The sequence below is a fragment of the Bacteroides sp. M10 genome, from assembly GCF_014334015.1.
Lineage (GTDB): Bacteria > Bacteroidota > Bacteroidia > Bacteroidales > Bacteroidaceae > Bacteroides > Bacteroides intestinigallinarum.
The window spans coordinates 347964-362130 of record NZ_CP060488.1; the positions used below are offsets into that span (position 1 = coordinate 347964).

Annotated in this window: 20 protein-coding genes; 12 read left to right on the plus strand and 8 right to left on the minus strand. The window is 49.0% G+C overall.

All coding sequences use genetic code 11. The features are described 5' to 3' along the window. The first annotated feature begins 15 nt into the window (after window positions 1-15). The 5 genes from traN to H8796_RS01465 are packed head-to-tail and all read left to right on the plus strand — an operon-like array spanning window position 16 to window position 3536. On the plus strand, window positions 16-954 hold the full coding sequence (traN, locus tag H8796_RS01445; RefSeq protein ID WP_117599375.1) for a conjugative transposon protein TraN: 939 nt from the start codon (window positions 16-18) through the stop codon (window positions 952-954). Window positions 955-957: 3 nt separating this feature from the next. Beyond that, the gene (locus tag H8796_RS01450; protein WP_032581425.1) at window positions 958-1539 is read left to right on the plus strand and encodes a conjugal transfer protein TraO; all 582 of its coding nucleotides are present in this window, start codon (window positions 958-960) and stop codon (window positions 1537-1539) included. Between the two features lie 24 nt (window positions 1540-1563). Continuing rightward, entirely contained in the window at window positions 1564-2013 is a 450-nt protein-coding gene (locus H8796_RS01455) for a DUF3872 domain-containing protein (protein WP_004326117.1), read from the plus strand. After that, window positions 2000-2656: a hypothetical protein gene (locus H8796_RS01460; RefSeq protein WP_117599376.1), complete on the plus strand. Its 657-nt coding sequence runs from the start codon at window positions 2000-2002 to the stop codon at window positions 2654-2656. Before H8796_RS01455 ends, H8796_RS01460 begins: the two co-directional genes overlap by 14 nt. 31 nt (window positions 2657-2687) lie before the next feature. Beyond that, on the plus strand, window positions 2688-3536 hold the full coding sequence (locus H8796_RS01465; RefSeq protein WP_117599452.1) for a hypothetical protein: 849 nt from the start codon (window positions 2688-2690) through the stop codon (window positions 3534-3536). 151 nt (window positions 3537-3687) lie between these two features. On the opposite strand, the gene H8796_RS01470 is transcribed toward H8796_RS01465, so the two are convergent. Next, window positions 3688-4131 carry a RadC family protein gene (locus H8796_RS01470; RefSeq protein WP_117599377.1) on the minus strand — a complete coding sequence of 148 codons (444 nt, stop codon included), beginning with the start codon at window positions 4129-4131 and terminating at the stop codon, window positions 3688-3690. 76 nt (window positions 4132-4207) lie between these two features. On the opposite strand from H8796_RS01470, the gene H8796_RS01475 reads away from it, so the two are divergent. After that, window positions 4208-4498 carry a hypothetical protein gene (locus tag H8796_RS01475; protein WP_233530320.1) on the plus strand — a complete coding sequence of 97 codons (291 nt, stop codon included), beginning with the start codon at window positions 4208-4210 and terminating at the stop codon, window positions 4496-4498. A 10-nt stretch (window positions 4499-4508) separates the two neighbouring features. On the opposite strand, the gene H8796_RS01480 is transcribed toward H8796_RS01475, so the two are convergent. The 7 genes from H8796_RS01480 to H8796_RS01510 form a co-directional block, all read right to left on the minus strand. Beyond that, a complete protein-coding gene (locus H8796_RS01480; RefSeq protein ID WP_117599379.1) occupies window positions 4509-4730 on the minus strand; it encodes a hypothetical protein in 222 nt (73 codons plus the stop codon). Further along, window positions 4727-5329 carry a hypothetical protein gene (locus H8796_RS01485; protein WP_004326128.1) on the minus strand — a complete coding sequence of 201 codons (603 nt, stop codon included), beginning with the start codon at window positions 5327-5329 and terminating at the stop codon, window positions 4727-4729. The genes H8796_RS01480 and H8796_RS01485 overlap by 4 nt, the downstream gene beginning before the upstream one ends. A gap of 109 nt (window positions 5330-5438) precedes the next feature. Further along, window positions 5439-7151 carry a ParB/RepB/Spo0J family partition protein gene (locus H8796_RS01490; protein ID WP_117971472.1) on the minus strand — a complete coding sequence of 571 codons (1713 nt, stop codon included), beginning with the start codon at window positions 7149-7151 and terminating at the stop codon, window positions 5439-5441. A 143-nt stretch (window positions 7152-7294) separates the two neighbouring features. Further along, window positions 7295-7843 carry an SLOG family protein gene (locus H8796_RS01495; RefSeq protein ID WP_032581444.1) on the minus strand — a complete coding sequence of 183 codons (549 nt, stop codon included), beginning with the start codon at window positions 7841-7843 and terminating at the stop codon, window positions 7295-7297. Window positions 7844-7854: 11 nt separating this feature from the next. Continuing rightward, window positions 7855-8064, minus strand: a complete 210-nt coding sequence (locus H8796_RS01500) for a hypothetical protein (RefSeq protein ID WP_187343907.1) — start codon at window positions 8062-8064, stop codon at window positions 7855-7857. Between the two features lie 42 nt (window positions 8065-8106). Further along, complete coding sequence (locus H8796_RS01505; RefSeq protein ID WP_187343908.1) at window positions 8107-8757, minus strand: hypothetical protein; 651 nt, start codon at window positions 8755-8757, stop codon at window positions 8107-8109. A 70-nt stretch (window positions 8758-8827) separates the two neighbouring features. Then, window positions 8828-9802, minus strand: coding sequence for an ArdC family protein (locus tag H8796_RS01510; RefSeq protein WP_187343909.1), 975 nt, complete (start codon window positions 9800-9802; stop codon window positions 8828-8830). A 281-nt stretch (window positions 9803-10083) separates the two neighbouring features. Here H8796_RS01510 and H8796_RS01515 point away from each other — a divergent pair, with 281 nt between their 5' ends. From H8796_RS01515 to H8796_RS01540, 6 genes are all read left to right on the plus strand, one after another. Next, a complete protein-coding gene (locus H8796_RS01515; RefSeq protein WP_245006224.1) occupies window positions 10084-10479 on the plus strand; it encodes a hypothetical protein in 396 nt (131 codons plus the stop codon). Window positions 10480-10581: 102 nt separating this feature from the next. Next, window positions 10582-11208 (plus strand): SMI1/KNR4 family protein, encoded by a 627-nt coding sequence (locus tag H8796_RS01520; RefSeq protein ID WP_044192787.1) that lies wholly within the window; start codon window positions 10582-10584, stop codon window positions 11206-11208. A gap of 54 nt (window positions 11209-11262) precedes the next feature. Then, a complete protein-coding gene (locus H8796_RS01525) occupies window positions 11263-11952 on the plus strand; it encodes a hypothetical protein (RefSeq protein WP_008620113.1) in 690 nt (229 codons plus the stop codon). A 90-nt stretch (window positions 11953-12042) separates the two neighbouring features. Then, the gene (locus H8796_RS01530; RefSeq protein WP_005842523.1) at window positions 12043-12456 is read left to right on the plus strand and encodes an SMI1/KNR4 family protein; all 414 of its coding nucleotides are present in this window, start codon (window positions 12043-12045) and stop codon (window positions 12454-12456) included. Beyond that, entirely contained in the window at window positions 12453-13457 is a 1005-nt protein-coding gene (locus tag H8796_RS01535; RefSeq protein WP_120010852.1) for a hypothetical protein, read from the plus strand. Before H8796_RS01530 ends, H8796_RS01535 begins: the two co-directional genes overlap by 4 nt. Before the next feature lie 73 nt (window positions 13458-13530). After that, on the plus strand, window positions 13531-14079 hold the full coding sequence (locus H8796_RS01540) for a hypothetical protein (RefSeq protein ID WP_009041193.1): 549 nt from the start codon (window positions 13531-13533) through the stop codon (window positions 14077-14079). Window positions 14080-14167: the final 88 nt, after the last annotated feature.

Below are 14167 nucleotides of genomic sequence, written 5' to 3' on the forward strand. Positions count from 1 at the left end.
TAAAAAGTAAAGACAATGAAAAAGATTTTTGGATGGGTCGCCCTGCTTGTGGGCATGGTGACGGGTGCGAACGCACAGGTGAACGACACGATACAGCGGACCACGGGCAATGACCTGTATCAGGGGATTACACGGAAGCTACCCTACCGGCAGATGGTTACGCCCCACGGGGTGCAGGTGACGTTCGCCAAGACGGTGCATATCATCTTCCCCTCGGCGGTGCGGTACGTGGATTTGGGAAGCGACCGGATTATCGCCGGGAAAGCGGACGGTGCGGAGAACGTGATCCGGGTGAAGGCGACGACCGAGGGGTTTCCGGGGGAAACGAACTTTTCCGTCATCTGCGAGGACGGGAGCTTCTATTCGTTCAATGCCCGGTATGCGCATGAGCCGGAGATGCTGAACATCGAGATGAAGGATTTTTTGGAGAACGGGGACACGACGGACTTTTCGCATACCCGCATGAACATCCATTTCCGTGAGCTGGCAGGCGAAAGCCCGCTCTTGGTGAAGCTGATCATGCAGAGCATCTACAAGGAGGACAGGCGGGAGATCCGGCACTTGGGCTGCAAACGCTTCGGGGTGCAGTTCCTCCTGAAATCCATCCACTCGCACAACGGGCTGTTCTATTTCCACACGGAAACGAGGAACAGGTCGAACGTGGCTTTCCGGACGGACTTTATCCGGTTCAAGATCGTGGACAAGAAAGTGCCGAAGCGCACCGCCATTCAGGAGCGGGTGATAGACCCGGTGCGCAGCTACAACGAGGTGCTGGTGACGGAGGGGAAAAGCGACGTGCGCACGGTGTATGCCGTCCCGCAGTTCACCATACCGGACGACAAGCTGCTGGTCATCGAGCTGTTCGAGAAGGACGGCGGCAGGCACCAGACCATCCGGGTGGAGAACGCCGACCTCGTGGCGGCAAGACAGATTAACGAACTGAAAATTAAGTAAGCGATGAAAAGGTTACTGTTCATTATCCTGCTTTTCGGGGTGTGCCTGCATGTGAACCAGGCACACGCCCAACGGTGCCTGCCCGGAATGAGGGGCATACAGCTCACGGGCGGGCTGTCGGACAACATGCGCTGGAAAAACGGCGACGGCTTCGGCTACCACGCCGGGATAGCGGTGAGCACCTACACGAAGAACGCCCACCATTGGGTGGTCGGTGCGGAATACTTGGAGAAGCGGTACGGCTACCGGGACTGCCTCTATCCGGCGAGCCAGTTCACGGGCGAGGGCGGCTATTACCTGAACTTCCTGTCAGACCGGAAGAAGACGTTCTTCGCCGCACTGGGGCTGTCCGCCCTTGCCGGGTACGAGACGGTGAACTGGGGCGAGAGCCTGCTGCCGGACGGCTCCCGGCTCACGGATGAGGACAATTTCATCTACGGGGGTGCGCTGACGCTGGAGCTGTCCGCCTACGTGACGGACAAGATTGTCTTGCTGGTAAACGGTCGCCAAAGGGTGCTGTTCGGCGGCGACTGCGGGAAGTTCCACACGCAGGTCGGCGTGGGAATACGTTTTATGATTCGATAACTGCTATATTATAATAATGTATATATGAGGACAATGATTTATAAAATACTCACGGGCTGCTACATCGTGGCCGCCCTCGTGCTGGTCGCAGCCTGTAATGACGGGCTGGACATTCAGACGAAATACCCGTTCACGGTGGAGACGATGCCCGTCCCGAAGGAGCTGAAAGTGAACGAGACAGCGGAGATACGGTGCGAGCTGAAACGGGAAGGACGCTGGGAGGACACCCGGTACACGATCCGCTGGTTCCTCTTCGACGGGGAAGGGACGCTCAAACTGGATGACGGCACGGTGCTGCTGCCCAATGACCGCTACCCGCTGGAGAAAGAGACGTTCCGGCTCTATTACACCCCGCTGTCGGACGAACAGAGCGGCTTCACCGTCTGGGTGGAGGACTCGGACGGTCAGGCGGTCGAGCTGGAGTTCGACTTCAATGCGGACAACGACAAGGAGGACGGGTATGGAACGGAATGAACTGGTTCTATACCTCGACATACCGGAATTTTCCGAAGCCCTGCATGCCTCGAAGTGGCGGACGGACATTGTCCTTCCACAAGCGGGGGACAATATATGTCCGGAAAACCTGTTGTCGGAGAAAACGCTCGCCATGCTGGAGACGGTTTCCGCCGGGGAGGTCTGGGAAGACATGAAGGACGACTGCCGGACCATGCGCCGGGTCGTGGAGCACGAGCTGTTCCGGGTGACGGAACGGGGATTTCACCTGCGCAGGGACGGGACACCGTGCTGCACGCTGACGCTGCAAAGATACCGTGTGCACGATGCCGGAAGGCGGATGAAAACAGAAGTGCCGCCACCTTGTCCAGCCCGGGGCGTGGAACGGAAAAGCGGGAAAATCCGGTTTTATTTCCGGAAATACTTTGTGCATATCGACGTGCCGGACACGCTGTCGCAATACCCGGAGGTGCGTGAGTTCGTGAACATAAAGTCGCTGCTCTCGGAGGCGGATAGAAAACTGCTGGCGGAAACGGAATGCGATGAAGCGGAAAGCCTGCTGGAACGGATAGAGAATGAAGGCTATTGCCATGTCCGGGCGAGGTGCTGGACGCCGGACGAGGAGAGCGGCGGATGGATGTGCGTGTTGTCGGTGGATGTTTAAAGGGGTTTATAACAAGAAAAAATGTAAAAACATGGAACGAGAAGAAAGAATGTATCAGGTGCCTTTAGAGATGATATGCAGGCACGACCGCACGGCGGAGGTCTGCCGTGCCGCCGTTGAAGAGGACGGCTGGCAGTTGGAGAACGTGCCCGAAGAGTTGAAGACGCCGGAACTGTGCCGGAAGGCGCTGGAAACGGAAGCGGGGTTCGGGAACGACTTCCACCGGGGGCTGGTCCAGCATATCCCGTCCCCGGAGGTGTGCATGGAGGTGCTGAAGGAGTGCCGGGAGAACAACCCGGAAGAACTCTACGGGGTGGCGGTGGCTATCCGCCCGGAGGTGATGAACGGCGAAATGGCGGACTTCCTGCTGCCGCTGGACGGCAGGTGCATCAGCATCCTGCCCGTACACCTGCAAACGCCGGAGCGGGTGCGGGTGGCGGTGGAAACGTCGGGGATGTCCGCCGTCGGGCGTGGCGGAGTGCCGAAAAGCCTGCTCACGCCCGAGGTGTATGTCAGGTGCGCCGCCCACAGCCGGGAGTCGCTGATGATGATCCCGTGGGCGGAACGCTCGCCGGAGGTCTGCCTGATGGCGAAGACACTGTACCCGGACTGGGTGAGGAATCACCCGGAGTTCGTGCCGGAGAGCGTGCGTAACCAAGACAGCATCTACACGCTGAACAGCCTGATGGAAAGCCTGACGGGGGAAAAGTTCAGCTACCGGCAAATGACGGACTTCTACAACGGGAAGCCGCTGGAGGTGAAACGGATGGAGACGCCGGACGGCGTGCAGAAGGACAAGTCGGTGAAGTTCGACAAGGAGACGGGGAAGTTCTCCTTCTCCGACATCCGGCAGGAGCGGAAACGGGGGTTGAAGATGTAGCGTGAGCCGGACGAAATGGAAAGCATCCTTCGGGATGCTTTTTTCATATCCGCCCTGCCGCTTTCCGGTTTCTTTTGCTTCTTGTTCTTTTCCCGCCCCGCTCACGAAAGAAAAGAAGTGCGAAACGGATAGCGAATAAAAAAGGGGACGCTTAAAGCATCCCCTCGTCCGTGTAGCTGAGGTAGGTGTCCTCGGTCAGTATGATGTGGTCCAAAAGCTGTATGCCGATTGCCTCGCAGCCTTTCTTCAACTGGCTGGTCAGGTTGTTGTCCGGCGTGCTCGCCACGGTCGAGCCGGAAGGGTGGTTGTGCGAGAGGATGATTCCCGAGGCGTGGGAGACGAGAGCCGTCTGGAGGACGATGCGTATGTCCACCACCGTGCTGTTCATGCCGCTGCGTGAGACGCACGAGACGCCCAGCAGCCTGCCTGCGCCGTTCAGGTACATCGCCCAGCACTCCTCGTGGTGCTGCATACAGTCCTCGTAGAAGGTCTTGAGGATGTCGTAAGACTCCTTGGAAGAGTGGATTCTAACTCTCTTGGATGCGTCAGCGTCCTTGTAACTTACGGTGATTTGAGGAAAAGACAGTGTATTCATAATGCAAAAAATTAAAAGTGAAACATTTATTTTTTGCTTTGGGGCACGGGGAAAGAACGGACTTCATGCAAGGCTTTTGCGTGGAATACGACCCGAAGGTGTGGAGATTGCGCGCAAAACCGTCAGGTTCAGCCTTGCTACTTGTCCGTTTTTCCCCGTAGGTTTGCTAAAAAATGAGTGTGGAGCTTGGCTAAAAATCCGGTGGGTCAAAGGGTTTCTTTTTGCTTCTTTGTCTTTTCCCGCCCACGGCTCACCGAAAGAAAAAGAAGTGCGTCCGAAAATCGGGTCAATCCTTTCCCACGGGCGGGTAAAAATAGAAGTCCGGGCGGATCGCTACCCGTCCCGGACTTCCGGCGATGAAACATAGAGGGGGAATGTTATGGCTTGATTTCCCCCGTTGCGATTAAATTCCCGTCCGAATAATACGCTATCTTCCCGTAGGTAAATCCCATGTCGGGAATGGCTACGAAAGCGATATAGTCCGAATACTCCCTGCCTTTGAGGTTCTTCCCGACAAGGTTGTTGAATATCATGGGGATGCTATGACCGTCCCCGCTGTAAAGGACGGTTTTCCCGTTCTGTCTGATTTCCCGCTTCATGCCGTTTCCTTGAAAAGTGTCCCGTCGATAAGGTACTCCCAATTATTCCTGTGGCTCTCGTCCGTGAAATATTCCTCGCTCTCGCAATACTCGCAATCGTCACGGCACGAGCGGAAGAAGTTTTCCAGACAGTCACGCATGAGTTCCTTGAAATTCCGTGTGTCGGGCGAGCGCATGAAGTCCATGAGGGGTTGCAAGATGATTTCGTCCGACACAACGCCCGTGAAGGGGCATTCGCAAGTGACGGAGATACGGCTCCTGCGCCTTTTCTTGCGGTCTTTCGTCCAATAGACCTTGGGCTTGTACAACCCCGCATGGAAGTTGTTATAGAGGTAAGCCAGCAAACGGACGCCTGAAAGTTCCTCCGTGTCCGCCTCGTGCTTGGTATAGAAACGGTAAGCGTATGTGCAACTGTCGTAACGGTAGTTGGTGCAGACGATACGAAAAAGATTGCAGAAGGCTTCGAGCGTGTCGCAGTTCTCGGAAGCATACGGGTAATCGTTTCCCTTGGCAAGCCAGTCGGTATAGGCTCTCTGACGGGCTTCGTCCTCCAGTTCCGCAATGCCGAATAGTGTATAGGTTCTCTGTACGGTTCGCATAAGTTTGAAAATTTGAAAGTTTGAAAATCGGTTTCTTTGCTATCTTTCTTTTTCGCCACGGCTCACGAAAGAAAGTAGCGGGCGGATTTCTCCGCCCTGCCCTTTGTCCTTAGGCTGCAATCTCTTCGGGTTGCGGTTGTTCCTCGGGTTGCGTTACCTTGCGCTCCCTTGCCCGTTCCTGTACCAAGAGGACGGCTTTCTTTTCCTCGATGCGCTGGTGACGCTTCTCGTACACCCCGTTGTACTCCCTTTCGATGTTGGCGAGTTCCTCCGGCATGTGCCTGCGTGCGAAGTCAAGCAAGAGGGTCGCCACGGTGTTGTTCCCATACGCTCCCTTGAAGTTGGCTACAAGGAAGTCCCTGCGGATGATGGTCTTCATCCTCACGGTGAGGTTGCCGATAATCCCCATCTTGTCCTCGTCCGTGATATACGGCTTGTCTTCCGCAATCCCCACGGCTGCGAAGTGTTCCTTTCGGAGCGAGGACAGAAGGAAGAAGTACAACATGGTATCTTCATCGGCACTGAACTTACCGCCCGTGATGTCGGCTTCGAGGATTTGCTTCTTGGTGTCCTCCACCGTGCGTTCGAGTGCGATTTCCTTATTGCGCTCGTCCTGCTTCTCCAACTTCTCCACGGGTGAGAGCGGTGCGGGTCCGGGCGTTCCGTCCGCTGTCTGCGCTTCGGTCATGTTCTCCACGTAACAGAATGTAATTTCCTTCTGCCCGATTTTGGCATAGACGGTGATTTCCCCCGCTCCGCTCCTGCGGGTGATTTCCTCCTCCTGCTCCATGTAGTCCGCCCATTGCTGCTCGTAGCGGGTGCGGGCTTCCCCGTAGCGTTCGGGGTCGTTGAAATTTTCGGCTTTGGGTTCTTTGGGGCAGCTTGAAAAGGCGGTGTACCTGTCAAGGGTCTCCACCTCGTAGCCCGAAGCGGTTAGCCGTTCTACCACCGTCTCGTTGGTAGTGTAGCGGTCACGGCAGAGCGACACCTCCGGCTGGTTCCGCATGATTTGCACGGCTCGCTCCATGAGGTAGGATGCGTTCATCTCGGCAAGGCACGTGCGGTTGGCGCAATGCCCGCACCCGCCATCACGGAACAACAGCAAGTTATTGGTGTTGTGTGCGCACGTGGCGCACTCGGTCTTGTCGAAGCGGTAGTATTGCAGGTCGGTGGTGAAGTTCTGTTCGATGCGCCTTGCGACATCGGCGGCTTTCAGTCCCCGCCAACTGTTGTACGTTCCCTCGTCCTGCAAATGCTTTTCGTACACCTCACGCTGAATGTCCTCCCCGTATCGGCAGATTTCAGCCGCCACGCTGATGGTGATTTCATCCGCATCCAAGAGGGCGGCGATTTCGGGGATAAGGGCGGTGAATTTCAGCCGTGTGCGGATGTAGTTCTCGTTCTTTCCGAAGAGTTGCGCCAAGGTCTGCACGGTGTGGCGTCCGCTCTCGATAAGCCGCTGATAGGCTGCGGCTTCCTCCACGGGTGTCACGTCCTTGCGCTGCAAGTTCTCGGTAATCGCCATTTCCTCGGCTTCCTCGTCCGACAACTCGGTTACGATTGCGGGAATTTCGTCCCTGCCCGCAATGACGGACGCACGGTAACGGCGTTCCCCGAAAACAATCCCGTAACGGTCTGTCCCGTCAACGGGGCGCACGGTGATGGGCTGCAACACGCCCTGCTGCTTGATGCTCTCTGCAAGCTCGTAAAGGCTCGTTTCATCGAAACGCTTGCGTGGGTTGAAACCGCTCGGCTGAATGTCTGCCAACGCTACCATCGTGATGTTTCTCTCTGCTGCTGATTGATTTGCTTTTGTCTTCATAATCCGTTTGTTTTTAAGTTGATTGTTTATTCTTGTTCTTTTTGATAATTTTTTCCGTTCGGGTAATCGGTTTCTTTGCTATCTTTCTTTCCCCGCTCCGGCTCACGAAAGAAAGTAGCGGGCGGAAAATCCGCCCTTGCGGGCTACCTGCGGTTGTAGCATACGTTCGCGAACTTCTTCTTTTGCTCTACCGCCCGTTTGAGGGTGTAGAACGTACCGCCCACGGCTACCGCATCGTAATAGACCATCAGAAAAGCGGAGTTTTCCAAAAGGTAGTCGTTACGTCGTAGGAAACAGCCCTCGGTATATCCGTCCTGCAAGGTTACCACTTCATCGGCTTGCGCCAAAATGGTGTCGTAACGCCGCTTGTCGGCTTGGGTGTACCGCTCGGCTTGTCCCTTGAAGGGAACAACGCATTTCAGCCGGATATGTGGGTATTCCTTTTTGAGGTTCAAGACTTCCTCTGCTGCGATAAGGTCGAAGCCCTCGCACATTCCCGACAAAAAGGTGTCGTAGCCTTTTTTGATGCAATAACTCTCGATGGCTACAAATGTATCGAACGCCACCTCCCTGAAGAGTTTCTCACGGTCTGCCGTGAACTTGGCTATACGGTTGGTGCGGTGTCCCGAAAAGGCTACCGTCTTTTCCTTGGTAACGGGTGTTCCGTTTTCTGTCCATGTCCTTGTTTCCATATCGGTAAATTTTAGAGTATTAAAAGAATGATTATCAGTACGAACACGAAACCGACAAACAGACGCCACGCAAGGGCGAGAACAAGCCGTGCCACGAAGTAAAACAGAGCCACGACAAGCGACAAGGCGAAAAACCGCCCTGCGGTGGTGGTGAGGAAATAAACCACCGAAGCCCAAAGGATTAGGCGGTATATCCGTTTGTAAACAAATGTCGTTTTCATGTTCTTGGGTTTTGTCGGGCGGATTGCTCCGCCCGTGGTTGTTTAATAGTTTCCTTTCGGGATATAGCGGTTATCAGCCAACAGCCGGAAAGTGTCGTAATCAGCCGTTCCCCGATAACTTAGGGACAGTTCAAAGGAGAGGTGTCCTTTCTCTATGTAGAAAGTGAAGCGCAAGCCGTTGCGGGTTATCGTCCCTTTCGCATAGTTTCTACGTTCCCAGCTTACGGGTTCGTTCTCGATACTTTTCAAGAAGTCGGCTACCTTTTTCGAGTTCTCCGCATTTTCCTGCTCCACCTGCCTGTATATCTGCGTGCAGTAGTTTATCCAATCGTTTATTTTCTTGGCGGTGAACACGCCGATATTGCACGGCTTTTCGTATTGGCTGCCCGCCCTTTCGATGTCGTAGCGGTTGACATACTCAAAATGCTCCATGTCGGTGGCTATCCTGTATTTGTTCTCTTTGTTTATCCTGTACACATGGAAACGGATGCCGTTGTACGTGAACTCTATGCGCACGCCGTAAAATGCGGGGTATTCACCGCTTACCACGTGGTAGCCGTATTCCGCTTGGGGTATGTACTTCCTTACCTCCTGCATGAGTGGAGACAGTTCTTTTTTTGCCTGTTCCACCTTCTCGGTAAACATAGCTTTTATGTTTAACCCGTTAAATTCCTTTTCTGATAATGTTTTCATCGTCTTATGTCTTTAGTGGGGCGGACTGCTCCGCCCGTTGGTTTATACTCTTGTTCCTTTGCCGTCCCGCTTAGGCTGCTGCGGGTTCGTTTATCGGTTCGATTACCTTGTCGGCAATCATCTTCGCCGCCTTGTTCACGTCCCCCAATATCTCCACCAAAAAGGCGGGTTCTTCCTTTAGCTTGGTGAGCCAGTGTTTCAGATAGGCGGCGTTGTTCTCCTGCGGTGCGGCTGCGTAGCCGAAGAACGCACCGCAAAGGGCTGCGGTAAGTTCGGCGACAAGTTCCTCACGGGCATAGAGCGCATCCCCGAAGAAGCTGCCGAACGTGCGGTTCAGCCGTTGGGGGCTTCCCGTGCTGTGCGCCATCTCGTGCAGGAGCGTGCCGTAATATTCCGCTCCCTGCGGGAACTGCTCACGCTGCGGGCAAATGATATGGTCGGAAGAGGGCGAATAGTAGGCACTGTCCGAATACTGCACCTTGATGGGGCAATACCAATTTTGCAGATAGACAAGCTCGTCCAACGCCTCGTAAATCATTCCGTCCGAATAGTCTTCGGGTTGCTCCCCCTTCTTCATACGCTCGTAGCGTTCGGGCTGCTTTTCGGCAAAATCGGTCTGGTCGATGTTGAAGACATTGTAATACTTCATCTGCGGGATGACCTTGTAATTTTCCTGCTCGGTTGCGGACAGTTTGCGGTATTCCTCGTACTTGATTGTCTTTTTCGTTTCCTTGTGTACCACGAACTTAAACCAATAATAGACGGGAAACGAGCGTGCGCCCTTGCAAACACTTAAATCCTCTTCCTTCGCTTGGTTGAACGTGAGGAACACGGGCAAAGTGAATTTCATGAACTCGGTGTAGAACAATAACATCAAGACATTTCCGCCGTTATAGAGCGTCCCTCTGATGTTGCGGGGCAAACCTTGTTCAAGGCTCGCAATCCACGGCTTTTGCCAATCCGTTTTCAAGCACTCGATTTTCTTGATTAACAAATCGGTGAACATCGGTGCAATCTTTTCGATGGTGCTGTTCGTTGTTGCCATAACTCACAAATTTTAATCGTTATTACTCTGTTTTCATCGCTTGTCGCCCCAACCAATTTTTTTCCCTTGGCTGATTGGGAAGAACATTGACCATCATTGAAAGCGGAAAAGGTGAATTGCAACCATCTGAAAAAATGGTAAATACTACCCGCAGGGTGGAGATTTGGCATTTTTTGCGGATTTGCTTTCACCTCCGCCTACCTTCGTCAATGTTTTTCCAATCAGCTTAGGGAAAAAATGCCCTGTCAGTCTATTCCAGTCAATGGTAAGTTACTTGCCGGGTGCGGGAAGAAGAAGCCTTCCGGAGAGCCGGGAACGCCCGTTTCCCAAGGCAAGGAGATACGGGCGGGAGAAGTATATGGGAGCACGGTCAGGTTTCGGCTGCCGGACAAACGCCGGGGAACTCTTTCGGGCGGCACGGACGGATGTGTTCCGTTTGTCCTTCCGCCCGATGTCCGGCTTCGGCCATGCAGCCTGCCGGAATGGTCGGAAACGGACGCCGGGACGGGACAGCCCGTGCGCCAAGGTTTAAGCGCAAGACAGTGAAATCCCTTTCACCCACGTTAGGGATTGCAGGGGAAAGCCCACAGCATAGCGAGGACTTGCAGCGGAAAGCCCGACCCGAAGGGGAACGCCCAAACAACCGCCCGCAAAAACTGCTTTTAAGCATACCTTGAAAAAAGGAAGACCGAATATTCCGAAGTTTCGCCCTTATGATATATATTTGTAATTGAGCGAAGATAATAGCGGAAAACGTGGATAATTACATGTCAGTGATTATGAATCAAAAAAAGGAAATATTAGAAAAATTGGCTTTCATAAGACGCCATAAAGAATTTGCATCTTTTGGAGTAAAGGAACAAGAGGTATCTTATAATCCTTGTCTATCTGAAGAAGATATTAAGGGGTTTGAGCATAAACATTGTATAACTCTTCCTGATGATTACAGAACTTTTATTTCTGAAATAGGAAATGGAGGTTTCGGACCGGGATATGGATTATTGCCTCTTGATAAAGCTATTGTTGATTTCAAATTAAGAGACAAACCTAATATTTCCTTGAATGAAAAATTCCCATATCAAGATAGTTGGAATGAAGAATGGATAACCTCCTTTAATTGGAACGAGGGATACCCGGAAACGGAAATTGTTAATGCGTATATTAGTACCGCACATATTGCAGGCTGTCTGCAAATAAGTCATTTCGGACATGGATGTACATTTCTATTGGTGGTGAATGGAAATGAAAAAGGACATATTTGGTTTGATGGACGAGCTGATTATAGTGGACTTGTACCGAAATTGAAAGATGGGCAAAGAATATCATTTATAGAATGGTATGTAACCTTTCTTGATATGGAAATTGAGAACATAAATGAATCACTAACACACAGCACTACCGCTTAAAGCGGAACGCTGTCGGACATTATCTGCCCAATAATATGAACTAAAAAAAGTGATATGGAAACTAAAGCGGAAGTCCTAAAATACATGTTTACAAGAATACAAGAGATGCTTCCTGTAAATGTGGTCAAAGCAAAAAAGAATAAAGACTACTTTACTTACATAGTGGAAAACGATTGTAGTATTGAGTTTTACTTTCAAACAACCCAAGGTGGATATGCCGGTAAAAACACTTTTTGTATGGGTGTATCAGCTAAAATAAAGAATCCATATTTATGTAGTCTTGTATTAGAACCATTAAATAAAAAAGACGCTGGTGGTAACATCATAGTTTGCTTTGATAATAATATTGATTGGTTTAAGCAGCATCTAATGGATATGGATTATTTTTTCGGGAATAAGAGTGACAAGACTCCTAACGTTGAGAGATTCTTAAACGATTTGAAAAAGGATTTTTTTCCGTATATCATACCTTTTGTCAAACAATATACAAAAATTATAGATTTTTACTCAAATTCGGGTCATATTCAACATATATATGCAGATAAACAGTTTAGCTTAGGAGTAATCTGTTCTCTCTTGTGCAACCATGAAGAGTTCATTGAAGAAACTTTGGTTCCATTAGCCAAAGCAAGTGAAGGAGGTTGGATATTTAGAGAATTTTTTAAGTGCACAAACTACGTTACCGATATAGTTGAGCCGATTAAGAAATATGTCGCAGAGAATAATATCCATTTTGAACAATGAGAAGAATAGAATGGGCAGATAAAAGCGGATTAATTGCTCTCGAAATGGTCGGTTATCCACCAAACATTATCCGTCAAAATAAAAAATAAAATGGAACTTGAATTTAACAATAAATCAGAATCAATTACAGCTAAGGATATAGCTGATGTTGAGCGGAAAAACAAATTTATTTTCCCGCAGGAAATCAAATCGTTCCTTCTTGCCAATAACGGAGGTCAACCAAATAAAACGATATACACTCAAAATAGTCAGGATTATGTGGTGGATTTCTTTCTGCCCATAAAGTCCACAGAATTTGAAGACTTGACGTATTCGGCGACAATAACTGATTTGAGTGATATAATCCCGAATACTGTAATACCATTTGCTATAGATCCATTCGGCAATTATTTCGTTTTTGACAAAGCTGAAGGTAAAATCTATTTCTTGGAAATGGAAGAAGTAGCTCTTTCCTTATTGGCGAGTGATTTTGAATCGTTTATTTCATCATTAAAAAAGGAATGAGACGGATAACAAGCGGATCAATCTCATTTAATGATGATTATCCACCAGACATTAGCAACCCTGTAAATACAAATTATATGTTCATTGAAAAATTAAATCAATATACAGAAGAACAGATTATCGGATTAAAGCATGAAGATAATAAGTTGCGATTGTTGATAGAAGAACAACCTGACATAGAGAAATTGAAACTTCTAAAAGAAGCTATAATCAATGAAACGACAGAAGTAACATTGGTAATGCGTTCAAATAACAACAATCTGATTGCTTTCTCCTATTTTGAATGTATAAGTGACAATATAATAGGAGTTGAATCGTATAATTACACCGAGAATATTCTGAAAACAATTGAAGGAATTTCAATATTCAGAAATTTGAGGAGTATAGTTATTGATGCACTATATGATAATAAACTCTGTATTGACGAACTTGTTTCATTGGAGAAACTGGAAGAACTCTGTATGAGTTTTTATCCTATAACGAAATATCAATATCCTACATTGAACAAGCTGAACAGACTGAAACGATTAAAAATAAAAGGGTTAGATTCGAACATGTTGTCCTGCTTACCAAACTTGGAAACATTAACTTGTTTTAATTTAAAGGATGGGACACATTTAGGTATTAAGACACCAAATTTAAGAAGCATAGATATATACCGTTCTCCGAAAATATTGAATCTTAATTTTTTATTGGACTTGAAAGAACTAAGATCTATTGGTTTAGACGGACTTAGCAATGTTGAAGAAATGCCGGATTTAAGCAACCTTCATTCTTTAACCGGTATGTCTCTTGCCAATATGAAACGGTTACAAAGTTTTCCTTTATACCACGAGAATTTAAAAAACTTACTCTTGCAATTGCCTTTTGATGTATTGGATAATATAATTCCTGAAAATCTTCCTAACCTCAAGCATATAAGTGTAAATTTGGGAAGTGATAAAAAAAACGGAATGGTATTAGATAGATTCAAGGGTATTTGTGAAGTTGGTATATGGTAAAAAAACAAGATTGCTGACAAACAGATGAAACATTTAAAGCGGAACGCTGCAAAACATTATAACCAATCATATCATGATAACGCTATATAAACAAATTGAAACAAAAGGTCTATACTACAAGGAAATGTGGTATGAAAATGCCGATAAGGTTCTAATTGAGCATTCTGGAAAAGTTGGATATGTTGGAACTATTGCGAAAACAAGTATGACAGAGAAAGAAGCAGCTATACGTTTACAGGATTTTAGTAATGTATGTGCGAGTGAAGGATATACAAAGTTGTCCGAAAATCAATTATGTACGATAGTAGTTCAATATCTATTGAAAAGCAAGGATGGGAACAAACGGGATAAATGGTTAAAAGACAAAGTTTCAGAGTATCTAAAAGAACATTTGGGCTGGCGAGGTATAGGTGTAGTCGAAAGTTTTGCAATAGATAACGGCAAATTGAATATTTATTGTATAGTCGTGGAGGAAGAACGGGCTGTATCCGCAATCAAATCATGCCTTAAAACATATCGGCTGGATTTGACACATGCGATTATCGCTGCCCGAAACTGGGATGATGAAGGCTTTAGGGTGAAATACTCTTATAAGCCTATTAATGATTTTTCGGTGATATGATTGATTATAACAAACAGCAAGCCGACTGAACAAGCGGAAGGTTGCCGAACACTACGACTCTTTTCCGTAACTTTGAAACCTCTAATGA